This is a genomic window from Thiomicrorhabdus aquaedulcis (assembly GCF_004001325.1).
Lineage (GTDB): Bacteria > Pseudomonadota > Gammaproteobacteria > Thiomicrospirales > Thiomicrospiraceae > Thiomicrorhabdus > Thiomicrorhabdus aquaedulcis.
Genome location: NZ_AP018722.1, coordinates 354515 through 377764, shown reverse-complemented (window position 1 = coordinate 377764; position 23250 = coordinate 354515). Strand labels below are relative to the sequence as shown.

Annotated in this window: 31 protein-coding genes and 4 pseudogenes; 2 read left to right on the top strand and 33 right to left on the bottom strand. The window is 41.9% G+C overall.

Annotation, left to right across the window (positions count from 1 at the left end; all coding sequences use genetic code 11):
• Nucleotides 1-83 precede the first annotated feature (83 nt).
• Both uvrA and EP181_RS01640 read left to right on the top strand, forming a co-directional pair.
• Nucleotides 84-2894 carry an excinuclease ABC subunit UvrA gene (uvrA, locus tag EP181_RS01645; protein ID WP_127470113.1) on the top strand — a complete coding sequence of 937 codons (2811 nt, stop codon included), beginning with the start codon at nt 84-86 and terminating at the stop codon, nt 2892-2894.
• A gap of 43 nt (nt 2895-2937) precedes the next feature.
• Nucleotides 2938-3729, top strand: a complete 792-nt coding sequence (locus tag EP181_RS01640; protein ID WP_127470112.1) for a DUF2927 domain-containing protein — start codon at nt 2938-2940, stop codon at nt 3727-3729.
• Here EP181_RS01640 and EP181_RS01635 read toward each other — a convergent pair.
• The 33 genes and pseudogenes from EP181_RS01635 to rpsL form a co-directional block, all read right to left on the bottom strand.
• Nucleotides 3715-4473, bottom strand: coding sequence for a tRNA threonylcarbamoyladenosine dehydratase (locus EP181_RS01635; RefSeq protein WP_127470111.1), 759 nt, complete (start codon nt 4471-4473; stop codon nt 3715-3717). The genes EP181_RS01640 and EP181_RS01635 overlap by 15 nt on opposite strands.
• A 10-nt stretch (nt 4474-4483) precedes the next feature.
• Nucleotides 4484-5248, bottom strand: a complete 765-nt coding sequence (locus EP181_RS01630) for a TatD family hydrolase (protein ID WP_127470110.1) — start codon at nt 5246-5248, stop codon at nt 4484-4486.
• Nucleotides 5249-5307: 59 nt separating this feature from the next.
• Nucleotides 5308-5694 carry a 50S ribosomal protein L17 gene (gene rplQ / locus EP181_RS01625; RefSeq protein ID WP_127470109.1) on the bottom strand — a complete coding sequence of 129 codons (387 nt, stop codon included), beginning with the start codon at nt 5692-5694 and terminating at the stop codon, nt 5308-5310.
• A gap of 15 nt (nt 5695-5709) precedes the next feature.
• The gene (locus EP181_RS01620; protein ID WP_127470108.1) at nt 5710-6696 is read right to left on the bottom strand and encodes a DNA-directed RNA polymerase subunit alpha; all 987 of its coding nucleotides are present in this window, start codon (nt 6694-6696) and stop codon (nt 5710-5712) included.
• Between the two features lie 24 nt (nt 6697-6720).
• Nucleotides 6721-7341, bottom strand: coding sequence for a 30S ribosomal protein S4 (gene rpsD, locus EP181_RS01615; RefSeq protein ID WP_127470107.1), 621 nt, complete (start codon nt 7339-7341; stop codon nt 6721-6723).
• A 14-nt stretch (nt 7342-7355) separates the two neighbouring features.
• Nucleotides 7356-7745: a 30S ribosomal protein S11 gene (gene rpsK, locus EP181_RS01610; RefSeq protein ID WP_127470106.1), complete on the bottom strand. Its 390-nt coding sequence runs from the start codon at nt 7743-7745 to the stop codon at nt 7356-7358.
• Between the two features lie 21 nt (nt 7746-7766).
• Complete coding sequence (gene rpsM / locus EP181_RS01605; protein WP_127470105.1) at nt 7767-8123, bottom strand: 30S ribosomal protein S13; 357 nt, start codon at nt 8121-8123, stop codon at nt 7767-7769.
• 88 nt (nt 8124-8211) lie between these two features.
• Nucleotides 8212-9522, bottom strand: a complete 1311-nt coding sequence (gene secY, locus EP181_RS01600; protein WP_127470104.1) for a preprotein translocase subunit SecY — start codon at nt 9520-9522, stop codon at nt 8212-8214.
• A gap of 2 nt (nt 9523-9524) precedes the next feature.
• Nucleotides 9525-9958 (bottom strand): annotated as a pseudogene (gene rplO, locus EP181_RS01595) (50S ribosomal protein L15).
• Nucleotides 9959-9960: 2 nt separating this feature from the next.
• Nucleotides 9961-10149, bottom strand: coding sequence for a 50S ribosomal protein L30 (rpmD, locus tag EP181_RS01590; RefSeq protein WP_127470103.1), 189 nt, complete (start codon nt 10147-10149; stop codon nt 9961-9963).
• Between the two features lies 1 nt (nt 10150).
• Nucleotides 10151-10660: a 30S ribosomal protein S5 gene (gene rpsE, locus EP181_RS01585; protein WP_127470102.1), complete on the bottom strand. Its 510-nt coding sequence runs from the start codon at nt 10658-10660 to the stop codon at nt 10151-10153.
• 14 nt (nt 10661-10674) lie between these two features.
• Nucleotides 10675-11027: pseudogene (rplR, locus tag EP181_RS01580) on the bottom strand (50S ribosomal protein L18).
• Nucleotides 11028-11041: 14 nt separating this feature from the next.
• On the bottom strand, nt 11042-11575 hold the full coding sequence (gene rplF / locus EP181_RS01575) for a 50S ribosomal protein L6 (RefSeq protein ID WP_127470101.1): 534 nt from the start codon (nt 11573-11575) through the stop codon (nt 11042-11044).
• Between the two features lie 10 nt (nt 11576-11585).
• A complete protein-coding gene (gene rpsH, locus EP181_RS01570; RefSeq protein WP_127470100.1) occupies nt 11586-11981 on the bottom strand; it encodes a 30S ribosomal protein S8 in 396 nt (131 codons plus the stop codon).
• Nucleotides 11982-11993: 12 nt separating this feature from the next.
• Nucleotides 11994-12299 carry a 30S ribosomal protein S14 gene (rpsN, locus tag EP181_RS01565; RefSeq protein WP_127470099.1) on the bottom strand — a complete coding sequence of 102 codons (306 nt, stop codon included), beginning with the start codon at nt 12297-12299 and terminating at the stop codon, nt 11994-11996.
• A gap of 11 nt (nt 12300-12310) precedes the next feature.
• Complete coding sequence (rplE, locus tag EP181_RS01560; RefSeq protein ID WP_269471161.1) at nt 12311-12841, bottom strand: 50S ribosomal protein L5; 531 nt, start codon at nt 12839-12841, stop codon at nt 12311-12313.
• A gap of 22 nt (nt 12842-12863) precedes the next feature.
• Nucleotides 12864-13178 carry a 50S ribosomal protein L24 gene (rplX, locus tag EP181_RS01555; protein ID WP_127470097.1) on the bottom strand — a complete coding sequence of 105 codons (315 nt, stop codon included), beginning with the start codon at nt 13176-13178 and terminating at the stop codon, nt 12864-12866.
• A gap of 10 nt (nt 13179-13188) precedes the next feature.
• On the bottom strand, nt 13189-13557 hold the full coding sequence (rplN, locus tag EP181_RS01550) for a 50S ribosomal protein L14 (protein ID WP_127470096.1): 369 nt from the start codon (nt 13555-13557) through the stop codon (nt 13189-13191).
• A 142-nt stretch (nt 13558-13699) separates the two neighbouring features.
• Complete coding sequence (gene rpsQ / locus EP181_RS01545) at nt 13700-13963, bottom strand: 30S ribosomal protein S17 (RefSeq protein ID WP_127470095.1); 264 nt, start codon at nt 13961-13963, stop codon at nt 13700-13702.
• 2 nt (nt 13964-13965) lie between these two features.
• Nucleotides 13966-14157: a 50S ribosomal protein L29 gene (rpmC, locus tag EP181_RS01540; RefSeq protein WP_127470094.1), complete on the bottom strand. Its 192-nt coding sequence runs from the start codon at nt 14155-14157 to the stop codon at nt 13966-13968.
• On the bottom strand, nt 14158-14571 hold the full coding sequence (gene rplP / locus EP181_RS01535; RefSeq protein ID WP_127470093.1) for a 50S ribosomal protein L16: 414 nt from the start codon (nt 14569-14571) through the stop codon (nt 14158-14160).
• 14 nt (nt 14572-14585) lie between these two features.
• Nucleotides 14586-15266, bottom strand: coding sequence for a 30S ribosomal protein S3 (gene rpsC, locus EP181_RS01530; protein WP_127470092.1), 681 nt, complete (start codon nt 15264-15266; stop codon nt 14586-14588).
• Between the two features lie 11 nt (nt 15267-15277).
• Entirely contained in the window at nt 15278-15610 is a 333-nt protein-coding gene (rplV, locus tag EP181_RS01525; RefSeq protein ID WP_127470091.1) for a 50S ribosomal protein L22, read from the bottom strand.
• A 13-nt stretch (nt 15611-15623) separates the two neighbouring features.
• A complete protein-coding gene (gene rpsS, locus EP181_RS01520; protein WP_127470090.1) occupies nt 15624-15899 on the bottom strand; it encodes a 30S ribosomal protein S19 in 276 nt (91 codons plus the stop codon).
• Entirely contained in the window at nt 15899-16741 is an 843-nt protein-coding gene (gene rplB, locus EP181_RS01515; RefSeq protein ID WP_127470089.1) for a 50S ribosomal protein L2, read from the bottom strand. The genes rpsS and rplB overlap by 1 nt, the downstream gene beginning before the upstream one ends.
• Nucleotides 16742-16752: 11 nt before the next feature.
• Nucleotides 16753-17049, bottom strand: a complete 297-nt coding sequence (rplW, locus tag EP181_RS01510; RefSeq protein ID WP_127470088.1) for a 50S ribosomal protein L23 — start codon at nt 17047-17049, stop codon at nt 16753-16755.
• Nucleotides 17046-17665: pseudogene (gene rplD / locus EP181_RS01505) on the bottom strand (50S ribosomal protein L4). Before rplD ends, rplW begins: the two are co-directional and overlap by 4 nt.
• Nucleotides 17666-17675: 10 nt before the next feature.
• Entirely contained in the window at nt 17676-18314 is a 639-nt protein-coding gene (gene rplC, locus EP181_RS01500; protein ID WP_127470087.1) for a 50S ribosomal protein L3, read from the bottom strand.
• A 62-nt stretch (nt 18315-18376) separates the two neighbouring features.
• Nucleotides 18377-18688, bottom strand: a complete 312-nt coding sequence (rpsJ, locus tag EP181_RS01495; RefSeq protein WP_127470086.1) for a 30S ribosomal protein S10 — start codon at nt 18686-18688, stop codon at nt 18377-18379.
• 162 nt (nt 18689-18850) lie between these two features.
• On the bottom strand, nt 18851-20041 hold the full coding sequence (tuf, locus tag EP181_RS01490; protein WP_127470077.1) for an elongation factor Tu: 1191 nt from the start codon (nt 20039-20041) through the stop codon (nt 18851-18853).
• A 57-nt stretch (nt 20042-20098) separates the two neighbouring features.
• Nucleotides 20099-22200: pseudogene (fusA, locus tag EP181_RS01485) on the bottom strand (elongation factor G).
• Between the two features lie 60 nt (nt 22201-22260).
• Nucleotides 22261-22734, bottom strand: coding sequence for a 30S ribosomal protein S7 (rpsG, locus tag EP181_RS01480; protein WP_127470085.1), 474 nt, complete (start codon nt 22732-22734; stop codon nt 22261-22263).
• Nucleotides 22735-22790: 56 nt separating this feature from the next.
• Complete coding sequence (gene rpsL / locus EP181_RS01475) at nt 22791-23168, bottom strand: 30S ribosomal protein S12 (protein ID WP_127470084.1); 378 nt, start codon at nt 23166-23168, stop codon at nt 22791-22793.
• Nucleotides 23169-23250: the final 82 nt, after the last annotated feature.

Here is a 23250-nt window from a genome sequence, read left to right as displayed (position 1 = left end):
CGAGCTCAAACGTCCGGCAACGCCTTTAATGGTTGTAATATTGGTATAATGCGGTTTTTATTCCATTCAGTAGACGGTTCAGCATGTTAGAAGAGATTATTATTCGTGGGGCGCGCACTCATAACCTAAAGAACATCGACGTTACCTTGCCCCGCGACAAGCTGATTGTGATTACCGGCCTGTCGGGTTCGGGAAAATCCTCACTGGCGTTTGACACCATTTACGCCGAAGGCCAACGCCGTTATGTTGAATCTCTGTCGGCTTATGCGCGCCAATTTTTATCCATTATGGAAAAACCCGATGTCGATCACATCGAAGGTTTGTCACCGGCCATTTCAATTGAACAAAAATCCACTTCGCACAATCCGCGTTCTACCGTGGGAACCGTCACCGAAATTTACGACTATATGCGTCTGTTGTTTGCCCGCGCCGGCACGCCACGTTGTCCTACGCACGGCTGTGACCTAGAGGCGCAAACCGTCAGTCAAATGGTTGACCACACATTAAGCCTGCCCGAAGGCACCAAATGTCTGCTGATTGCCCCCATCATCCGCGGTAAAAAAGGCGAGCACCACCAATTATTAGACGAACTGCAAGCACAAGGTTATATTCGCGCCCGTGTGGACGGCGTGGTGCACGACCTAGACGGCACGCTGGTATTGGATAAAAACAAAAAACACGACATCGAAGTGGTGATTGATCGCTTTAAAGTTCGCGAGGACTTAAAACAGCGTTTGGCGGAATCGTTTGAAACCGCATTGCGTTTGGCGGGCGGAATCGCTCAAGTATTGCCCATGGACGAAGAAGACGATTTTGCGTTGATGTTCTCAGAAAAATTTTCGTGTCCGCACTGCGGTTACAGCGTGCCCGAGCTCGAACCGCGTATTTTTTCGTTTAACAACCCGCACGGCGCGTGTCCCACCTGCGATGGTTTGGGCGTAAAAGAAAGTTTTGATCCCGAACGCGTAATCACCCACCCAGAGCTAAGTCTGGCCGGCGGCGCGATTAGAGGCTGGGATCGTCGCCATAAATATTATTACGATTTGCTTAAAGCCTTAGCCGACCATTATGGTTTTGACATTGAAGCGCCGTGGCAAAGCCTATCGACCGCGCATCAGCACATCATTTTATTTGGCTCGGGCAAAGACAAAATTGCACTGCCACACGGCAAATACAGCGACACGCGGCGTTTTGAAGGCGTGCTGCCTAATATGGAGCGCCGTTTTGCCGAAACCGAGAGTAAAACCGTGCGCGATGAGCTCGACAAATACCGCATCACCAAACCGTGCAGCAGTTGCGGTGGCACGCGTTTAAACGAGGTGGCGCGCCATGTGTTTATCGCCAACCACAGCTTGCCACAACTCACCAGCTTGCCGGTGGGTGACTTGCACACCCTGTTTAGCACCCTAACTTTAGAAGGTGCTAAAGGCCAAATCGCCAGCAAAATCACCAAAGAAGTGCACGATCGCCTAACCTTTTTAGTCAACGTTGGCCTAAACTACTTAACCTTAAACCGCAGTGCCGACACGCTGTCGGGCGGCGAAGGCCAGCGCATTCGCTTGGCCAGCCAAATTGGCGCAGGCCTGGTAGGGGTGATGTATGTACTGGATGAACCTTCCATTGGGTTACATCAACGCGACAACGACCGCTTATTGGACACCTTGATGCACCTGCGCGATTTAGGCAATACGGTCATTGTGGTCGAGCACGATGAAGACGCCATTCGCGCCGCCGACTATGTGCTGGACATTGGTCCTGGCGCGGGCATTCATGGTGGGCGCATTATGGCGCAAGGCACACCACAACAGGTCATGGACAACCCCAATTCACTCACCGGACAGTTTTTAAACGGTACACGAAAAATAGAGGTTCCCAGCGAACGCTTGCAGCCACAAAAAGACAAATGGCTCACCATTAAAGGCGCGAGTGGCCACAACTTGCAAAAGGTCGATTTACACATTCCCGCTGGCCTGCTTACCTGTGTAACGGGTGTATCCGGCTCAGGAAAATCCACGCTGATTAACGGCACACTGTCAAAATTAGCCGCCAACATGCTCAACGGCGCACTGCACGAACCCGCGCCACACGAAGCCGTATTGGGCATGGATTTATTTGATAAATCGGTCAACATTGACCAAAGTGCCATCGGTCGCACCCCACGCTCTAACCCGGCCACCTATACTGGGCTGTTTACCCCTATCCGCGAACTGCTCTCGGCCACGCCCGAATCACGCACGCGAGGGTACACCCCGGGGCGTTTTAGTTTTAACGTTAAAGGCGGGCGTTGTGAAGCGTGTCAGGGCGATGGCGTACTGAAAGTTGAAATGCATTTTTTACCCGATGTCTATGTGCCGTGCGACGTGTGCCATGGCGCACGCTACAATCGAGAAACGTTGCAGGTGCAGTACAAGGGCAAAAACATTCACCAAATCCTAGAGATGACCGTAGAAGACGCGCGCGCCTTTTTTGATGCGATTCCGATGATTGCCCGCAAACTGCAAATGTTGCTTGAGGTAGGTTTGGGGTACATTAAATTGGGGCAAAGTGCGACTACCTTATCGGGCGGCGAAGCGCAACGCGTTAAGCTGGCCAAAGAATTGTCCAAACGCGACACCGGCAATACCCTGTACATTTTGGACGAACCCACGACTGGATTGCATTTTCACGACATTGAGCTGTTGCTTAAAGTCATTAGGCATTTGCGCGATCAAGGCAACACGATTGTGATTATTGAACACAATTTAGACGTAATTAAAACCGCCGATTGGGTCATTGATTTAGGTCCAGAAGGCGGTTCGGGTGGAGGCCAAATTTTGGCCGCCGGCTCACCAGAGTTAATTGCTAACCACCCAGAGTCGTTTACCGGGCACTATCTTAAAAAATTGCTTAAATAATCAATCTAACCAGGCCTGGTCAAACTCCTAAAAGGTAATTAAAGTGAAATCCATCTTATTTGCAGTCTTACCAGGCCTGGTCATAACCTTTTTAACGTTTTACAGTAACAGTGCATTCAGCATGCACAACGACTGGCAAAATCCGCGCTATATTCAAAAAGCGTTTAACGAAATCGCCCTAAAAAATGAATACAAGACCACCGAAAAACGCATTTTAAAATGGCAAATACCTATCTTATACCGCTTTAAATACCACGAGCTTCCAAACAATCCCATGGTTGAAACCTTGTTTAATGAACACTTTAAACATTTAGCCAGCATCACCGGGCACGCCATTGCCCCAACAGAAGGCAACGCTAACCTAACCATTCATCTGCTTAAAGACGCGCAATACGCCAGCGTTATTAAACAAGTCAACAACGACAGCGTTAAAAACCTAAGTCGAGAAAGCAATTGTATGGGCACCTTGCACCTAGACAATCAGCACAACATCGTTAGCGGTGACATTATTATCCCTGTGGACCACGCCTTTAGCCGTGGATTGCTCACGGCCTGCGTGGTGGAAGAGTCCACCCAAATGATGGGTTTACCCAACGATTCCGACTGGGTCACACCAAGTGTCGCCAATGACGCCAGCCGACTTGATCTGCTCACCGGACTGGATTATGTTTTTTTAACCATCTTATACGACCCCGAGCTGACCTCAGGCATGGCGTTTGAGCAAAGCCAACCGGTCATTTCAAGAAAAATTCAAACTTTACAAAATACAGGTGTTATTGAAAACGCCAATAAATTAGTTAATCAAGGTGGAATCTATCCATTACTGTTTAACTAATTTGACCTTTGCCTGAGTGGCTGTAGCGTCACTCGTAAGTGTTTTAATAATATGACCGGCCAACATAAGACCAAATAAACCAGGCATGTAACTGGCCGTACCATTTACCACACGGCCACGAGCACCTTCAATAGCCTCCATAGGGCCAGGTGCCTGGGGCAATTCACTTGAAAACACCGTCATAACGCCTTTTTCAATACCCTGTTTTTTTAACCGCTGGCGTACATTGCGAGCAAGAGCACATCCGTGTGTTTTAGAGATGTCCAGCAAGTGAATTTTAGAGGGGTCAACACGTCGACCTGCCCCCATACTCGAAACAATGGGCTGGTTGAGTTTCACAGCAGTCGCAACCAATGCAACCTTGCAATTTAAACTGTCAATCGCATCCACCATAAAATCATAACCCGTGCTCAGCAAAGGCTCCATGTCTTCAGGGCGCAAAAAAGAGGTGTTTACAGTCACCTGGCAGTCCGGATTAATGTCAGCGATGCGTTGTGCCATAACCTGAGCCTTATTCATACCCAGCGTTGAGTTTAATGCGATGATTTGGCGATTTTTATTCGACGCCGAAACCGAATCATGATCAACAATGGTTAACCGACCCACGCCAGCACGCGCCAAAGCTTCTACCACAAAACCACCTACACCACCCACGCCTGCCACCAAAATATGAGAGTTTTGTAATCTAACCAGGCCTGCTTCACTAAAAACTAGAACACTGCGTTCAAATAATGGATCAAGCATTTAATAAACCCTACTTTATAAAATCAAAAATACAACGTGCATTCGCCGTTGTTTGCTGTAAAACCGCTTGAACTGACCTGTTTTTTAACTCTGCTACTTTAAGGGCTACCTGAAATATATCGGTTAAATGACTCGTATCACAACCAGGTAAACGAACATTTGGAGCATCCGACTCTAGTACAAAGCAGTCTAATCCAAAATGCCTAACTAACTGATGATAGCGCACCGCATTAGCGCGCATTAAAACAGCATTTAGTCCAATTTTAAAACCCAGTTCAATGTAGCGCTGCGCTAAAGGCACGCTCGCTCCCAAACCATGCATAACACCACAAACACGGTATGTACCAAGCAACCCAAGCATTTCATTATGAGCCTTGTTACAATGCACAGAAATGGGTTTATTAAAATACTCTGCTAACTTTAATTGCTCAGAAAACACATCCATCTGCAAAACTCGACTTGACCGATAATCTCCCGAAAAATCCAAGCCAATCTCACCTAGAGCACACACTGAATATTGTGATAATAAATGGCGTAACTCTAATAAATCAACCAGTGATTCGTCGTTAACATACCAAGGGTGAATGCCTAAAGATGCATAAACATTAGGATATTTGTTAGACAATTGCAAAATTGTTAACCAGTTAGAACGAGAAACACCCATTGTTAAAAAAATTGGTGAGAGATGAATAGACAAAAACTCAGCAGATTGCTGATGAAAAACTGGGGAGGGAAACACATCAAGATGACAATGAGTATCAACAATTATAGACATAAAAAAACTAAAAATTAAGACATAAAAAAGCCGGTCAAGACCGGCTTTTTAAACACTGATTACTCAGCGGCGGCAGCTGAACTTCCTACTGGACGGTCAACTAACTCAACAATGGCCATGGGCGCATTATCACCAGGACGAGATCCACACTTCAAAATGCGAATGTATCCACCTGGACGAGTTTGGTAACGAGGACCTAACTCTTGAAACAATTTACCAACTGCTGCTTTATTACCTAAACGGGCAAATGCAGTACGACGGTTATGTACACTATCTTCTTTGGCTAGTGTAATTAAAGGCTCAGCAACTCCACGAAGTTCTTTAGCCTTTGCAACCGTAGTACGAATTACTTCGTGCTCGATAAGTGAAGCAGACATGTTTTTAAACATTGCCTTACGGTGTGAGCTGTTTCTATTTAACTTACGACCTGATTTACCATGACGCATGATAGCTTCCTTATATTAAGCTGACTCTTTACTTACCAAACTTGCTGGTGGCCAGTTTTCTAACTTAGTCCCTAAGCTTAAACCTCTTTGAGCAAGAACATCTTTAATTTCTTGCAAAGATTTTTTACCTAGGTTTGGTGTTTTTAGCAAATGAGGCTCAGCTCGTTGCACTAAATCACCAATATAATAAATTTGCTCTGCTTTTAGACAGTTTGCTGAACGTACTGTTAATTCTAAATCGTCAACAGGCTGTAGGAAAATAGGATCAAACTCACTCTCTTCCTCTTCCTGTGTAACAACTTCTTTGTGTTTCAAATCAACAAATGCATTTAACTGATAATGAAGAACCGTTGCTGCTTGTTTAATTGCATCTTCAGGATCTAAAGTTCCATCAGTTACCACATCCAAAATAAGTTTATCTAAATCCGTACGCTGCTCAACACGAGCATTTTGGACTTCATAACTTACAGTATGAACAGGACTAAAACTTGCATCTAAACGCAATACACCAATATGACCTGAATCAGAATCAGACTGTACTGCAGCGCGATAACCCATACCGGTTTCGACACGAATCGTCATATTTAGTACGGCACCTTCAGAAACATGCGCAATAATATGATCCGGATTTGCAATTTCAACATCATGGGTTAACTGAATATCAGAAGCACAAACAACAGCAGGACCTTTAATATTAAGGGACAATTCAGCACTGTCTCTAGTGTGTAGCTTTACAGAAACTTCTTTTAAATTTAAGAGAATTTCTAAAACATCTTCTCTTACACCTTCAATAGAAGAGTACTCATGTAAAACACCATCAATTTGGGCCTCTACAATAGCTGCACCAGGCATAGATGATAGTAAGATTCTGCGTAATGCATTCCCTAAAGTATGACCAAAACCACGTTCAAGTGGTTCTAAAGTCACACGACTATGAAAAGCAGACAATCTTTGAATATCAACCAAGCGAGGTGTTAACAACTGTTCCAACATCTCTTGCATTAGAAGTTATCTCCGTTTCAAAGTTTACTTAGAGTAAAGCTCAACAATTAGGTTTTCTGAAATATCAGCAGATAAATCTGAACGATCTGGAACAGATTTAAACGTTCCTTCAAATGCAGTTTTATTCACGTCAATCCAAGAAACTGTACCAGATTGTGCATTTAATTCTAATGCAGAAGCGATACGGTTTTGGTTACGAGACTTTTCTCTAATAGAAACAGTGTCACCAGCATTAACTTCATAAGAAGGAATGTTTACCGATTTGCCATTTACTAAAATTGATTTATGAGAAACAAGCTGACGTGCTTCAGAGCGCGTTGCAGCAAAACCCATACGATATACTACGTTATCTAAACGACTTTCCAAGATTTGCAACAAGTTAACACCAGTTGAACCTTTACGACGATCAGCTTCTTGATAGTACAAACGAAATTTCTTTTCAAGAACACCATAAATACGACGAACTTTTTGCTTTTCACGCAACTGTAAACCGTATTCAGTAACTTTCTTACGACCCGCACCGTGTTGACCAGGTAACTGATCAATCTTGCATTTTGAATCGATGCTACGCACACCACTCTTCAAAAACAGATCAGTACCTTCACGACGTGCAAGTTTACATTTTGGACCAATATATCTAGCCATGTTTACCTCAAATATTAAACGCGACGTTTCTTAGGTGGACGGCAACCATTGTGTGGAATCGGAGTTACATCAGCAATTGACGTAATTTTGAAACCAGCACTGTGTAAACCACGGACAGCTGAGTCACGGCCTGGGCCTGGACCTTTTACTAAAACTTCCATGTTTTTTACACCATAGTCATGCGCTACCATTCCAGCTTTCTCGGCTGCTACTTGTGCTGCAAAAGGGGTACTTTTACGTGATCCGCGAAAACCACTACCACCTGATGTTGCCCAGCACAATGCATTACCTTGACGGTCTGTAATTGTCACAATTGTGTTGTTAAAGCTTGCATGCACGTGTGCAATTGCATCGGTAACAACTTGTTTTACTTTCTTTTTAACACGCGAATTTGGTTTTGCCATATCTTATCTCGCAATTACGCATTATCTCTTAATAGGTCTAACTGGACCCTTACGAGTGCGTGCATTAGTCTTAGTACGTTGCCCACGAAGAGGTAGGCTACGACGGTGACGAATTCCTCGGTAGCAACCCATGTCCATTAAACGTTTAATGTCCATAGATACTTTACGACGAAGATCACCTTCGATCGTGAAATTTAATACTTCTGAACGAAGTGCTTCTAACTGGTCTTCAGTCAGTAATCGAACTTTCGTGCTTGGATCAATTTTCACAGCAACACAAATTGCTTTTGCTGAAGTTGAACCAATCCCGTAGATCGAAGTCAATCCAATAACAACGTGTTTGTTTACTGGTATGTTTACGCCGGCAATACGAGCCATTTTGACGCTCCCTTTAATTCCATCTACTGAAAAACGAGCGATTATACCCGTCTTCCACTCTAAATACTAGATTTATAACCAATATTGGTTATTTACCTTTTAATTTTGATTTTTTCATCATACTTTCATACTGACTAGATTGCATTTGTGCCTGTACTGAAGTCATAAAATCCATAACTACAATAACTATAATCAATAAAGAAGTGCCCCCAAAGTAAAACGGAACATTCCAATATAAAATTAAAAATTCTGGCAACAAGCAAACTGCTGTTATATAAATAGCACCTGCTAAGGTTAGTCGACCCATGATACCGTCAATATGACGAGCAGTCTGTGCACCTGGGCGAATACCAGGCAGATAAGCACCAGACTTCCGCAAATTGTCTGCTGTCTCCTTAGGATTAAACACTATTGCTGTATAAAAAAAGCAAAAGAAAATAATCGCTAAAGCATACAACAATACGTACAAAGGTTGACCAGGCGACATTGTGGTAGCAATGTCTTTTAACCAACCCATTCCCTCTGCAGCTCCAAACCAACCACCAAGAGTTGCTGGAAACAAAATTATACTAGAAGCAAAAATTGGAGGAATTACACCCGCCATATTCAACTTAAGTGGTAGATGACTTTCTTGACCACCATATAATTTTCTTCCACGCATTTTTTGCGCATAATGAACTGGTATACGACGTTGACCGCGCTCTACAAAAACAACAAACGCAATGACCGCAAAAACTAATGCTAATAATATAAAAACAGTAATAGCATGCATTGCCCCAGTATTTACTTGTTCAAACGTACCACCAAGGGCAGAAGGAAGACCAGCAACAATCCCGGCAAAGATAATGATAGAAATACCATTACCTATACCACGTTCTGTTATTTGCTCACCTAACCACATTAAAAATATAGTTCCTCCAACGAGAGTAAATACTGCTGTGATTTTAAACAAAAGACCTGGATCAATAACAACGGCCATGCCATTAATATTTTGGGATTCTAAGGCTATAGCGACACCTAAACCTTGGAAAGTTGCTAAAACAACCGTTCCCATTCTAGTATATTGCGTTATTTTTCGACGACCTTGCTCACCATCCTTTTTTAGTTGTTCTAAAGTAGGTGAAACAACCGTTAACAGCTGCATAATAATAGATGCCGAAATATAAGGCATAATTCCTAGTGCGAAAATAGATAAACGCTCAAGTGCACCACCTGAAAACATGTTGAACATGTCTAAAATAGTGCCCTTTTGCTGTTCAAACATTGCAGCTAAAGCAATCGGATCAATAGATGGTACCGGTATATGTGTACCTAATCGGTAGACGATTATCGCACCTAAAACGAATAGAATTCGATTCTTTAAATCACTCATACCTGTTGATGCAATAGAACTATTCATAATCAGGCTTCTACGCTACCACCAGCAGCTTCAATAGCAGCCTTGGCACCCGCAGTGGCTTTAATTCCTGATAATTTAACTGCTTTAGTAAGCTCACCAGAATTTATTACCTTAACAACCTTAATTTTGTCAGAAATTAAATCTGCTGCTTTAAAACAGCAATATCAATAATATCTGTCGAAATTTTAGAAAGTGTATCTAGACGTATTTCAGTAACGTAAGCTGAAGTTCTAGAAGAAAATCCTACTTTTGGAAGTCTTCTTTGAATAGGCATTTGACCGCCCTCAAAACCAATTCTTGGCATACCACCAGAACGAGACTTTTGTCCTTTATGACCACGTCCACCCATTTTTCCCCAGCCAGAACCCTGACCACGTCCAACGCGCTTTCTTTCAGATGTTGAACCATCTGCAGGCTTAAGAGAATTTAATAACATAATTATGCACCCTCTACTTTTAACAAATAAGAAACCTTATTGATCATCCCACGATTTGCAGGGGTATCAACAACAGTTACAGTATGGTGCATTCTTCTTAAACCAAGACCAGCAACACACGCTCTATGATTAGGCAGGCGACCGATTGGACTTTTAACTAATGTCACAGTTACAAATTTCTTATCTGACATGTTAACCACCTACGATTTCAGAAACGGTTTTACCACGTTTAGCTGCAATGTATTCAGGACTGTTCATACCCGTTAGAGCATTAACTGTTGAACGTACTACGTTTACCGGACGCGTTGTCCCGACACACTTAGATAATACATCCTTTACACCAGCTGCTTCAAGAACAGCACGCATTGCACCACCAGCAATAACCCCAGTACCCTCAGACGCTGGCAACATAACAATGTTTGCTGCACCTTGCTTAAAATTAACAGGGTATTGGATTGTTCCATTATTTAATTGAACGTCTTTCATATTACGACGAGCTTTTTCCATGGCTTTTTTGATCGCTACAGGTACTTCGCTAGCTTTACCGCTACCATAACCTACACGACCTTCACCATCACCTACTACTGCTAAAGCTGAAAAAGCAAACACACGTCCACCCTTTACAACTTTAGCGACACGACGCACGTTCACTAATTTCTCAATTAGTCCATCAGATGCATCTTGTAATTCACGTGAAGACATAATAAATCCTTCTATTAAAATTCAAGACCGTTTTCACGGGCTGAGTCTGCTAATTGTTGGATACGTCCGTGATATTTAAAACCTGAACGATCAAAGGCAACAGATGTAATACCAGCAGATACTGCTTTTAATGCAATCGACTTTCCAACTGCTTTAGCGGCATCTTTATTACCAGTGTTGCTAATTTCTTTTTAACGTCCGCTTGTACAGTAGAGCTAGAAGCAATTACTTGCGTACCATCGGCAGAAAACAACTGAGCATAAATGTGCTGAGATGTACGAAACACGCACAATCTAGGCATTTGAAGTTCAGCAATTTTTCCACGAGTTTTCTTGGCTCTACGAAGACGGGCTGCTTTTTTATTCATATTAATTTCCAGCCTTATTTCTTCTTAGCTTCTTTACGTAAAATGCGTTCACCAGCATACTTAACACCCTTACCTTTATAAGGCTCAGGAGGACGGTATCCACGGATTTCTGCAGCAACTTGACCAACAACTTGCTTATCAGCACCTTTTACAACGATTTCAGTTTGAGTTGGAGTTTCTACAGTAATACCCGCTGGCAATATATGCTTTACAGGATGCGAAAAACCTAGGGTCAAATCAAGTACAGAACCCTCAGCTTTTGCACGATAACCAACACCAACTAACTGTAATTTCTTTTCAAAACCTTCTGTAACACCAATAACCATGTTATTGATTAAAGCACGAGCTGTTCCAGCCTGCGCCCAACCATTTGCTGCACCCTCGACCGGAGTACAAACAATAGAACCATCTACGTTATTAATATTGACAGCTGAATTTATAACTTTTGTTAAGGTCGCTTTTGAACCTTTAACTGTTACTTCTGTACCATTAATGCTAATTTCAACACCATTTGGTAACGTAACAGGAGCTTTCGCAATTCTAGACATACCTAACTCCTTATGCTACGTAACAAACAACCTCACCACCAATGCCAGCTTTACGCGCATCACGGTCGGTCATAATACCCTTAGATGTTGAAATTACAGCGATACCAAGACCACCGATGACTTCAGGTAATTCATCTTTGTTTTTATAAACTCGTAAACCTGGACGACTAACACGTTTAATCATGTCAATAACAGGCTTACCGTCAAAATACTTAAGATCAACTGATAACTCAGCTTTACCATCATTTTCTTTAATACTAAATGCAGATATATAACCTTCATCACCCAGCAATTTCGCAACAGCTACTTTTACTTTTGAAGATGACATAGATACGCTAGCGTGACCAGCCATTTGGCCGTTACGAATGCGAGTTAACATATCAGCGATTGGATCAGACATACTCATAGATAATTATCCTTACCAACTGGCTTTTCTTAAACCAGGAACATCACCTTGCATAGCTAACTGACGTAGCATGTTACGTGACAAACCAAACTTTCTGTATACGCCGTGTGGGCGCCCCGTAATTCTACAGCGATTACGCTGACGAACAGGAGAAGCATTACGTGGAAGTTCTTGCAACTTATCCATAGCTTCCATACGCTCTTCGAAACTTAATGACATATTAACAATTTGCTCTTTATACAAAGCACGCTTTGCAGAAAATTTAGCAACTGTTTCAGCTCGTTTCTTTTCTCGTTGAATCATTGATTGCTTAGCCATCAGAAAATCCCTTATTTCTTAAATGGAAAATTAAAGGCTTCTAAAAGTGCTTTGGCCTCGTCATTAGTATTAGCAGTCGTGACGAAGTTAATATCCATTCCACGAATTTTATCCACCTTCTCGAACTCAATCTCAGGGAAAATAATTTGCTCTTTAAGACCCAAGTTATAATTACCTCGGCCATCAAATCCCTTCGGATTTACACCACGAAAATCTCTTACACGTGGTAAAGCAATATTAATTAGTCGATCAAGAAACTCATACATTTGTTCGCCACGTAAAGTCACTTTGCAACCTAAAGGGTAACCATCGCGTACTTTAAAGCTTGCTACAGACTTACGAGCAAGAGTTCTTACAGCTTTCTGCCCTGAAATTGCTTCCATATCAGAAACTGCATTATCCAACACTTTTTTATCGCCAATCGCTTCACCAACGCCCATATTTATGGTTATTTTAGTTAACTTTGGAGCTTGCATTGGAGACTTGTACCCAAACTGTTCCATTAACATCGGAACAACTTGGTCTTTATATTTTTTTGTAATGTTGCCATTGTTCTACCCTTAATTAAGCGTTTACCGCTTTACCAGTAGATTTAAAAAATCGGATTTTCACATCACCGTCCAATTTAAAACCAATCTTATCGGCTTTATTGGTATCAGGATTGATTAAAGCCACATTAGAGGCATCGATCGGCATTTCTTTAGAAATAATCCCACCAGCTGATCCTGTTGTAGGATTTGCCTTAGTATGCTTTTTAACTAAATTAATACCATCTACCATAACTTTACCGTCAGCAAAAACTTTAGAAACCGAACCGCGTTTACCCTTGTCTTTACCTGTAGTAACGATAATTTCATCACCTTTTCTTAAACGATTCATCACTTTTTCCTTATAGAACTTCAGGAGCTAATGAAACAATCTTCATAAACTTTTCGTTACGAAGTTCACGCGTGACCGGGCCAAAAATACGAGTACCAATAGGCTCATGTTTATTATTTAGCATAACGGCAGCATTACCATCAAACTTAATAAGTGAGCCATCTGGACGTCTAACACCACTTGCAGTACGAACTACAACAGCATTATAAACATCGCCTTTCTTAACCTTACCACGCGGCGTAGCTTCTTTTACGCTCACTTTAATCACGTCACCAATGTGAGCATAACGACGGTGTGAGCCGCCCAATACTTTTATACACTGGACACGTCGTGCACCGCTATTGTCAGCGACTTCAAGCACAGTTTGCATCTGAATCATGGTGGATCTCCATCCATAAATAATTTACTTACAGCACAAAAACCACTAAAAAAGTCAGTTCCTAATAAAATCAGGCTTAACTCTTAAAGCGGTTTCAATATTTACAAATTATAACAGAAAATATTAAGTAATGTCTAAAAACTTAAATTTTTGCTTTTACATCTACACTAACTAATGTCCAAGACTTATTTTTAGAAATAGGCTTACATTCTTGAATGGTTACCGTATCTCCAACGCCACAGACATTTGTAGCATCATGAGCCATAACTTTAGTAGATTTTTTAATAAACTTTTTATATTTTGCATGTTTAATGAAGCGTGATGTAAGTACAACAATAGAATCTTGCATTCCGTTACTTACAACCAAACCTTGCATTGTTCTTGCTTTGCTTTCTTGACCAGCCATTCTTATTTACTCACTTTTTGACGAATGATGGTTTTAACTCTCGCAACTGAACGGCGAACCGTTCTTAATTGCGAAGAGTTAGATAACTGACCAGTTGCATGTTGCATTCTTAAATTGAATTGTTCTTTTAATAAATTAAGCAATTCAGCTTTTAGCTCTTCAACAGACTTTTGATTTAATTCTATAGCAGTCATTTACATCACCGTTCTAATTACAACTTGGGTTTTAAAAGGTAGCTTAGCAGCGGCTAATTCAAATGCCTCACGTGCTAATTTTTCTTCAACACCTTGGATTTCGTACAAGACTCTTCCCGGTTGTATTTGTGCTACCCAGTACTCAACACTTCCTTTACCTTTACCCATACGCACTTCTAAAGGCTTATTGGTAATTGGTTTATCTGGAAACACTCGAATCCAGATTTTTGCTCCACGCTTTACGTGACGAGTCATTACTCGACGGCCAGCTTCGATTTGACGAGAAGTCATTCTTCCACGTTCTAAGGCTTTAAGACCAAAATCACCGAAGCTAACTTTGTTTCCAACTTGCGCCAAACCACGGTTACGTCCTTTGTGAACTTTTCTAAATTTGGTACGTTTAGGCATTAACATAGTTAGTTATCCTTTTAATTACGGCCTTTCTTGCCCTTAGACTGATTATCATCATTAAGTGCTAGTTTACCTAGCTTCTCGCCTTTGAAAATCCAAACCTTGACGCCAATCTTACCGTATGTAGTATCTGCTTCAAATGTCGCATAATCAATATCAGCACGAAATGTATGTAACGGGACACGCCCTTCACGATACCATTCAGCACGAGCAATGTCTGCGCCGTTTAGACGACCAGAAACATTCACCTTAATACCTTCTGCACCTAAACGCATAGCATTTCCAACAGCACGTTTCATTGCACGTCTAAATTGGATACGTTTTTCTAATTGTTGAGCAATGCTTTCTGCTACTAACTTAGCATCAAGCTCAGGCTTCTTAATCTCTTCGATATTAATATTAACTGGCAGGCCAGTCTTAGCTATCAACACTTGCTTTAGCTTTTCAATGTCTTCGCCCTTTTTACCAATTACAACGCCCGGACGGGCAGTATGAATAGTAACGCGAACACCATTTGCAACACGTTCAATATTAATTTTACTAACTGACGCATGTGACAATTTTTGATTAATTTCTTTACGAATTTCAACATCACTGATAAGGAAATCAGAATAGTTTTTACTATCTGCATACCAGCGAGAATTCCAATCCTTAGTGATACCAAGACGAATTCCGATAGGATGTACTTTTTGACCCATTCTGATTCTCCTTATTTATCGCCGACAGTAACAGTAATATGACTGATACGTTTCATGATTCTATTACCGCGACCTTTAGCACGAGCGCGCATACGCTTCATGATTGGTCCCGCATTAACAAAAGCTGCAGTTACCTTTAGCTCATCAATATCAGCACCTTCATTATTTTCGGCATTAGCGATAGCAGAATTTAATACAGTCTTTATAAGATCTGCCGCTTTTTTATCACTAAAAGTCAAAATATTTACTGCCGTTTCAACATCCTTACCACGGATTAAATCCACTACTAAACGAGCTTTTTGTGGAGAAATTCGAGCAAATTTATGTGTTGCACTTACTTGCATAACGTTCTCCTAATTATCGTTTAGCTTTTTTATCAGCGGCATGGCCACGATAAGTACGCGTCATTGAGAATTCACCCAGCTTATGACCAACCATATTTTCAGAAACGAAAACTGGTATATGTTCTTTACCGTTGTGAACTGCGATAGTTAACCCAATCATGTCAGGAAGAATCATCGATCTTCTAGACCATGTTTTAATGGGACGTTTATTACCAGATTCTTGTGCCTCAGTCACTTTCTTATACAAGTGAAGATCAACAAAAGGTCCTTTTTTAACTGAACGTGGCATTAGTGTCCATCCTTATTTTTGTTTCTACGACGTACGATCATTCCATCAGTACGCTTGTTGCTACGAGTTTTCTTACCTTTGGTTGGAACACCCCACGGAGTTACTGGGTGACGACCACCAGAGGTACGACCTTCACCACCACCATGAGGGTGATCAACAGGGTTCATAGCCACACCACGAACGGTAGGACGAACACCACGCCAACGCTTAGCACCAGCTTTACCCAGCTTACGTAGGCTATGCTCAGCATTACCAACTTCACCAATTGTTGCTTTACATTCAGCAAGAATTTTACGCATCTCACCAGATCTTAACTTTAGCAAAACATATGCACCGTCTTTACCAGCAACAGACGCAGAAGTACCAGCACTACGTGCTATCTGAGCACCCTTACCAGGACGCATCTCGACGTTATGAATAACTGTTCCGACAGGAATATTGCGTAAAGGTAAACAATTACCAACTTTGATTGCTACATGCTCACCAGATTCAATTGTCGCACCAGCAAGTAAATTTTTTGGTGCAATAATATAGGCACGTTCTCCATCTGCATACTTAAGTAATGCAATGTGAGCTGTTCTGTTTGGATCATATTCTAAACGTTCAACTGTTGCTGGAATACCAACTTTGCCACGTTTAAAGTCAACTAAACGATAGTGTTGCTTATGCCCACCACCCTGATGACGAACAGTAATACGACCGTTATTATTACGACCACCTGATCTGGACTGCTTTTCTAACAATGCTGCGTGAGGCTTACCTTTGTGCAAGGTTGGTTCCACAACACTGACGACAAAACGACGACCTGGAGAAGTCGGTTTTGATTTTTTAATAATTGCCATGTTTGAACTCCTTACTCAGCAGTAGCAAAATCAATTTCTTGACCTGCAGCTAAACGAACGATTGCTTTGCGAATGCCATTGCGTTGACCTTTACGACCTTTAAATATTTTACGCTTGCCTTTAACATTTAAAACGTTAACAGATTGAACCTTAACATCAAACAAAGACTCAACAGCTTGTTTAATTTCAATCTTAGTGGCAGTAGGCTCAACTTTAAATACGTATTGCTCAGATGCATCAGCCATAATTGCCGACTTCTCAGAAACATGAGGAGCAAGCAAAACTTTTAGAATTCTTTCATTGTTCATGCTAATTGCTCCTCTAATCGCTTAACAGCCCCTTGAGTCATGATAATTTTTGAAAACCTACCAAACTCACTGGATCAATTGATGCAACATCACAAACATCAGCATGATAAAGATTACGTGCAGACAAATATAAATACTCGTCAAAACCTTCAGTAACAACCAATGCGTCAGTTACATTTAACTGTGCCAACTTAGCGTTAAATTCTTTTGTCTTAGGTGTAGACAGCGTAAACTCATCAACAATAATTAAACGACCGCTTCTATTCAATTCAGAAAAGATGGAACGCATGGCACCACGATACATTTTTTTGTTTACTTTTTGTGAAAAGTCACGATTCTGAGCAGCAAAAGCACGTCCACCACCAACCCAGATAGGACTGCGACTGGTACCAGCACGAGCACGCCCTGTTCCTTTTTGATTCCAAGGCTTAGCACCACCACCACTCACAGCAGCGCGATTCTTTTGCCCTTTAGTACCTGAACGGCCAGCTGCCATATAAGCAGTAACAACCTGGTGAACAAGCGCTTCATTGAAATCAACACCAAATAAAGCATCAGACACAGATACAGAACCTGACTCTTTACCACTTGATAATTCAATTAATTTTAAATCCATCATGCCCACCTTACTTAACAGCTTTACGAACAATGACAGTACTATTTTTAGCCCCGGGAACTGCTCCACGAATCAATAACAGACCATTCTCTGTATCAATTTTAACTAAATCTAAGTTCTGCGTTGTTTGACGAACATCACCCATATGCCCTGACATTTTCTTACCTTTGAAAACACGCCCGGGAGTCTGATTTTGTCCGATTGAACCGTTTGAACGGTGTGAAAGTGAGTTACCGTGGGTAGCATCTTGAGTACGGAAGTTATGACGCTTAACGCCACCTTGAAAACCCTTACCTTTAGTAGTACCAGTTACGTCAACCACAGAAATCTCATTAAAGCGTGATACAGTTAGCTCTGAGCCAACTTGTAATCCATCTAATTCTGACTCTGAATCAACACGAAACTCCCACAAACCACGACCTGCATCAACACCCGCTTTAGCGAAATGCCCTGCCGCAGGCTTATTAATACGTCCAGCGTGAACTGAACCAGTGGTAACTTGAATAGCAGAATAACCATCAGTCAATATTGACTTAATTTGTGTAATTCGATTAGATGATACTTCTACAACCGTTACTGGAGTAGATACACCATCATCACTAAACACACGTGTCATTCCGATCTTCTTACCAATGATACCAATACTCATATCATTACCTCATTATTATAAAACCGCCCGTCATTACGATTGATGACAAGACCTTATTACGATTAGCGTAATTCTAATTGAACATCTACACCAGCGGCCAAGTCCAACTTCATCAATGCATCAACCGTTTTCTCAGTTGGATCAACAATGTCTAACAAACGCTTGTGAGTACGAATTTCGTACTGATCACGAGCATCTTTGTTCACGTGTGGTGATGTCAAAATTGTAAAACGCTCTATACGAGTAGGCATAGGAATAGGTCCACGAACTTGCGCACCTGTTCTTTTTGCTGTCTCAGTAATCTCACGAGCTGATTGATCAATCAAACGATGATCAAACGCTTTTAAGCGAATACGTATATTCTGAGTCGCCATAATTAATTCTCATTTATTTTTTAAGTATAGGAAAACACACTTATTCAAGCATGCAAACTAAGGGAGCGGATTATAGCAACTTATTTTAATTAAAACAATCCTTTATTTAAAAACAAAAAATGGGAGCAATGCTCCCATTTTTTTTCTTACAACAACCTGCAATTAAGCAAGAATTTTGGCAACTACACCAGCGCCTACTGTACGTCCACCTTCACGTATCGCAAAACGTAGACCTTCGTCCATTGCGATCGGGTTGATGAGTTCAATAGTCATCTGTACGTTATCACCTGGCATAACCATTTCGATTCCTGCTGGTAATTCACATGCGCCTGTTACGTCCGTAGTACGGAAGTAGAACTGTGGGCGGTAGCCGTTGAAGAATGGAGTATGACGCCCACCTTCGTCTTTTGATAATACATAGATTTCAGCTTCAAACTTATTGTGTGGTTTGATTGTGCCTTTGTGCGCCAATACTTGTCCACGCTCGATGTCGTCACGCTTGGTTCCACGTAGTAGAACACCTACGTTGTCTCCAGCTTGTCCTTGATCAAGTAGCTTGCGGAACATTTCTACACCGGTAACCGTGGTTTCTTGCGTGTCACGAATTCCGACGATTTGAATTGTTTCGCCTACTTTTACAATGCCTGTTTCAATACGACCAGTCGCTACTGTTCCACGGCCTTGGATAGAGAAAATATCTTCTACTGGCATTAGGAATGGCTTGTCTGTGTCACGTACTGGATCTGGAATGTAGGTATCTAATGCAGCTACTAGACGCTCTACTGAAGGGGCACCAATTTCCGAGGTGTCTCCAGCGATGGCTAGTGTGGCTGAACCAATGATAACGGGCGTGTCATCACCTGGGAATTCGTACATGTCTAACAGCTCACGTACTTCCATTTCTACAAGCTCTAGTAGTTCTTCGTCATCTACCATGTCGGCTTTGTTTAGAAATACTACGATGTACGGTACGCCTACTTGACGTGATAACAGGATGTGTTCACGCGTTTGTGGCATCGGGCCATCAGCGGCTGAACAAACTAGAATCGCTCCGTCCATCTGCGCTGCACCGGTGATCATGTTTTTTACATAGTCGGCGTGACCTGGGCAATCTACGTGTGCATAGTGACGCGTTTCTGATTCGTATTCTACGTGTGAAGTAGAGATTGTGATTCCACGCTCTCTTTCTTCTGGTGCGTTATCGATTGATGCGAAGTCTTTGATGTCGCCACCAAATTTCTTTCCTTGCACGATTGTTAAAGCCGCTGTTAGAGTTGTCTTACCATGGTCAACGTGACCGATGGTTCCAACATTCACATGCAGTTTCGCGCGTTCAAATTTTGCTTTTGCCATATCTAATTACCTTTTATGCTAAAGGCCTTAAAAATAAGACCTTTATAACTTTATTAATTAAGCGCCTTTTTTGGCACTTGCTATAATTTCTTCTTGAATGTTACGCGGTGCATCATTGTACTTCAAGAATTCCATACTGTAGTTTGCACGACCTTGAGTCAATGAGCGCATCTGATTTGAATAACCAAACATTTCAGACAGAGGCACTTCTGCTTTAACGGCCTTACCTGCTGGAATGTCATTCATGCTAGTAATCAATCCACGACGACGGTTTAAGTCACCGATAATATCACCCATATATTCTTCAGGTGTAGTGACTTCTACAGACATAATAGGCTCTAAAATCACTGGATTCGCTTTTGAACCCCAGCTTTTACACCCATACCAGCCGCAACACTAAATGCCATTTCGTTTGAGTCAACATCGTGGTATGAACCATCAATTAACTCAACTCTAACATCAACCATAGGATAACCAGCTATAACACCGTTCTCCAGCTGAGCCTTCGCACCTTTCTCAACAGCACCAATGTATTCACGAGGCACTGTACCACCGACAACACTGTTAACAAATTCAAAACCAGCACCTGCTTCACGTGGTGCAATTTTAAATACGACGTGACCATATTGCCCGCGACCACCAGACTGACGAACAAACTTACCGTCAGCCTCAACAGCTGTTCTAATTGTTTCACGGTATGAAACCTGAGGAGCTCCAACGTTTGCATGAACCCCAAATTCCCGCTTCATACGATCTACAATAATATCAAGATGCAACTCACCCATTCCAGATATGATCGTTTGATTAGTCTCATCATCCGTATGAACACGGAACGATGGATCTTCAGCTGCCAACTTTTGCAATGCAATACCCATTTTCTCTTGATCTTGCTTAGTTTTCGGCTCAATGGCAATCGAAATTACTGGCTCTGGAAACTCCATGCGCTCAAGAACAATTCTATTGTCTGGATCACATAATGTATCACCAGTCGTCGTATCCTTTAAACCAACTACGCAAGCAATCTCACCAGCACGAATTTCTTTAATCTCTTCACGTGAATTAGCATGCATTTGCAACATACGACCTACACGCTCACGCTTCTGTTTTACAGAGTTATAAACTGGGCTGCCCGCAGCTAAAACACCAGAATAAACACGAACGAATGTTAATGTTCCAACGTAAGGATCCGTCATAATCTTAAATGCCAATGATGCGAAAGGCTCATCATCTGTGGAATGACGCTCTTCGGGAGTACCATCTTCTAGTTCACCCTTAATAGCAGGTACATCAATTGGAGCAGGCATGTAATCAATAACACCGTCTAGCAACGTTTGAACACCCTTATTCTTGAATGAGGAACCACAGAACATTGGAACAATCTCTACTGCAATACAACGCTTTCTAATACCAAATTTTATCTCTTCTTCAGACAAATCACCTTCATTAAGATATTTATCCATCAACTCTTCAGTTGCTTCAGCGGCGGCTTCAACCATTTTTTCCCGCCATTCTTGCGCAAGTTCAAGCATGTCTGCAGGAATATCTTCATAGCGATATTCCATACCCATGTTCTCTTCTGCCCAATAAATAGCCTTCATCTTGACTAAATCAACAACCCCACAAAATGTCTCTTCGGCACCAATAGGTAATTGTACTGGAACAGGCTTCGCACCTAAACGGTCTACCACCATCTTAACAACATTTAGGTAATTAGCTCCGGCACGATCCATTTTATTAACATAACCCATACGTGGAACGCCGTACTTATCTGCCTGACGCCAAACAGTTTCAGATTGCGGCTCAACACCACTTACCGAGCAAAAACATGTAACAGCACCATCAAGAACTCGCAATGAACGCTCTACTTCGATAGTGAAATCCACGTGCCCAGGTGTGTCAATAATATTAATTCTGTGCGTTGGGTATTGCTTAGCCATACCACTCCAATGGGCAGTAGTCGCAGCAGAAGTAATGGTGATACCACGCTCTTGCTCCTGCTCCATCCAGTCCATGGTTGCACTACCATCGTGAACTTCACCAATCTTGTGAGAAACACCAGTATAGTAAAGGATACGTTCAGTTGTTGTTGTCTTACCGGCATCAATGTGCGCCATAATACCGATATTACGGTATCTTTCTAAAGGGGTTGTACGTGCCACTTTATTTACCTTTTATTTATGACATAAATAACAAAGGCCCTATTTAGGGCCTCAATCAGATTACCAACGGAAATGTGAGAAGGCTTTGTTTGCCTCGGCCATTCTATGTGTATCCTCTTTCTTTTTAACGGCTGAACCTCGACCGTCTAGCGCGTCACTTAACTCGCCAGCCAATCGTAACATCATACCTTTTTCACTGCGTTTACGAGCGGCATCAACCAACCAGCGCATAGCCAAAGCAACTTTACGCTCTGAACGAACCTCAACTGGTACTTGATATGTTGCACCACCCACACGACGTGACTTTACTTCAACCATAGGGCCAATATTATCCAATGCATCTTTTAATAAAGAAGCTTGCTGACCACCATTTTTACGTTGAACGACAACATCTAATGCATCGTATACAATTTTTTCGGCAACGGCTTTTTTACCGCTAACCATCAACATGTTAACAAATTTTGTCAACGTTACATCACCAAACTTCGGATCAGGTAGTACCTGTCTTTTTGGTATCTCTCTTCTTCTTGCCATTCTTAACTCTTCCGGTATAAATATAACACTAAAATTGCAAAACGTATTTTAAGGTATTACTTAGCCTTAGGACGCTTTGCACCGTACTTAGAACGACCTTGTTTACGATTAGCAACACCTGCGCAGTCTAAAGCACCACGCACTGTGTGATAACGCACACCAGGTAAATCTTTTACACGACCACCACGGATTAATATTACCGAGTGTTCTTGTAAGTTATGACCTTCACCACCAATATAGGAAGCAACTTCATAACCATTCGTTAAACGTACACGCGCAACTTTACGCAGAGCAGAGTTTGGCTTTTTAGGGGTTGTTGTGTAAACACGCGTACAAACTCCACGACGCTGAGGACAAGCCTGCAACGCAGCAACGTTTGAAACTTTACGCTTATCTTTACGCGGCTTACGCACCAACTGGTTAATTGTAGCCATTCATTTTCTCCAAATTTGAGATTAACTCTAACATTTTAATCTTAAGTGTAAACGTTTATAGTCATACACTTAAGGACTGAGG

Excerpts from the sequence above, each read along its gene's own strand:
- rpsC (WP_127470092.1), bottom strand. The coding sequence starts at position 15,266 with ATGGGTCAAAAAGTACATCCTATCGGAATTCGTCTTGGTATCACTAAG.
- rpsG (WP_127470085.1), bottom strand. The coding sequence starts at position 22,734 with ATGGCAAGAAGAAGAGAGATACCAAAAAGACAGGTACTACCTGATCCG.
- rpsL (WP_127470084.1), bottom strand. The coding sequence starts at position 23,168 with ATGGCTACAATTAACCAGTTGGTGCGTAAGCCGCGTAAAGATAAGCGT.
- rplB (WP_127470089.1), bottom strand. The coding sequence starts at position 16,741 with ATGGCAATTATTAAAAAATCAAAACCGACTTCTCCAGGTCGTCGTTTT.
- rplV (WP_127470091.1), bottom strand. The coding sequence starts at position 15,610 with ATGCAAGTAAGTGCAACACATAAATTTGCTCGAATTTCTCCACAAAAA.
- rplW (WP_127470088.1), bottom strand. The coding sequence starts at position 17,049 with ATGAACAATGAAAGAATTCTAAAAGTTTTGCTTGCTCCTCATGTTTCT.
- EP181_RS01635 (WP_127470111.1), bottom strand. The coding sequence starts at position 4,473 with ATGCTTGATCCATTATTTGAACGCAGTGTTCTAGTTTTTAGTGAAGCA.
- rplN (WP_127470096.1), bottom strand. The coding sequence starts at position 13,557 with ATGATTCAGATGCAAACTGTGCTTGAAGTCGCTGACAATAGCGGTGCA.
- rplP (WP_127470093.1), bottom strand. The coding sequence starts at position 14,571 with ATGTTAATGCCTAAACGTACCAAATTTAGAAAAGTTCACAAAGGACGT.
- rplC (WP_127470087.1), bottom strand. The coding sequence starts at position 18,314 with ATGAGTATTGGTATCATTGGTAAGAAGATCGGAATGACACGTGTGTTT.
- rpsK (WP_127470106.1), bottom strand. The coding sequence starts at position 7,745 with ATGGCAAAACCAAATTCGCGTGTTAAAAAGAAAGTAAAACAAGTTGTT.
- rpmC (WP_127470094.1), bottom strand. The coding sequence starts at position 14,157 with ATGACTGCTATAGAATTAAATCAAAAGTCTGTTGAAGAGCTAAAAGCT.
- EP181_RS01620 (WP_127470108.1), bottom strand. The coding sequence starts at position 6,696 with ATGCAAGAGATGTTGGAACAGTTGTTAACACCTCGCTTGGTTGATATT.
- rpsM (WP_127470105.1), bottom strand. The coding sequence starts at position 8,123 with ATGGCTCGTATTGCCGGCGTAAACATACCAGTAAACAAACACGTTGTT.
- tuf (WP_127470077.1), bottom strand. The coding sequence starts at position 20,041 with ATGGCAAAAGCAAAATTTGAACGCGCGAAACTGCATGTGAATGTTGGA.
- rpsQ (WP_127470095.1), bottom strand. The coding sequence starts at position 13,963 with ATGGCTGGTCAAGAAAGCAAAGCAAGAACAATGCAAGGTTTGGTTGTA.
- secY (WP_127470104.1), bottom strand. The coding sequence starts at position 9,522 with ATGAATAGTTCTATTGCATCAACAGGTATGAGTGATTTAAAGAATCGA.
- rpsD (WP_127470107.1), bottom strand. The coding sequence starts at position 7,341 with ATGGCTAGATATATTGGTCCAAAATGTAAACTTGCACGTCGTGAAGGT.
- rplX (WP_127470097.1), bottom strand. The coding sequence starts at position 13,178 with ATGAATCGTTTAAGAAAAGGTGATGAAATTATCGTTACTACAGGTAAA.
- rpmD (WP_127470103.1), bottom strand. The coding sequence starts at position 10,149 with ATGTCAGATAAGAAATTTGTAACTGTGACATTAGTTAAAAGTCCAATC.
- uvrA (WP_127470113.1), top strand. The coding sequence starts at position 84 with ATGTTAGAAGAGATTATTATTCGTGGGGCGCGCACTCATAACCTAAAG.
- rpsS (WP_127470090.1), bottom strand. The coding sequence starts at position 15,899 with ATGCCACGTTCAGTTAAAAAAGGACCTTTTGTTGATCTTCACTTGTAT.
- rpsE (WP_127470102.1), bottom strand. The coding sequence starts at position 10,660 with ATGTCTTCACGTGAATTACAAGATGCATCTGATGGACTAATTGAGAAA.
- rpsJ (WP_127470086.1), bottom strand. The coding sequence starts at position 18,688 with ATGGCGACTCAGAATATACGTATTCGCTTAAAAGCGTTTGATCATCGT.
- rplF (WP_127470101.1), bottom strand. The coding sequence starts at position 11,575 with ATGTCTAGAATTGCGAAAGCTCCTGTTACGTTACCAAATGGTGTTGAA.
- rplQ (WP_127470109.1), bottom strand. The coding sequence starts at position 5,694 with ATGCGTCATGGTAAATCAGGTCGTAAGTTAAATAGAAACAGCTCACAC.
- rpsN (WP_127470099.1), bottom strand. The coding sequence starts at position 12,299 with ATGGCTAAGCAATCAATGATTCAACGAGAAAAGAAACGAGCTGAAACA.
- rpsH (WP_127470100.1), bottom strand. The coding sequence starts at position 11,981 with ATGAGTATGTCTGATCCAATCGCTGATATGTTAACTCGCATTCGTAAC.
- EP181_RS01630 (WP_127470110.1), bottom strand. The coding sequence starts at position 5,248 with ATGTCTATAATTGTTGATACTCATTGTCATCTTGATGTGTTTCCCTCC.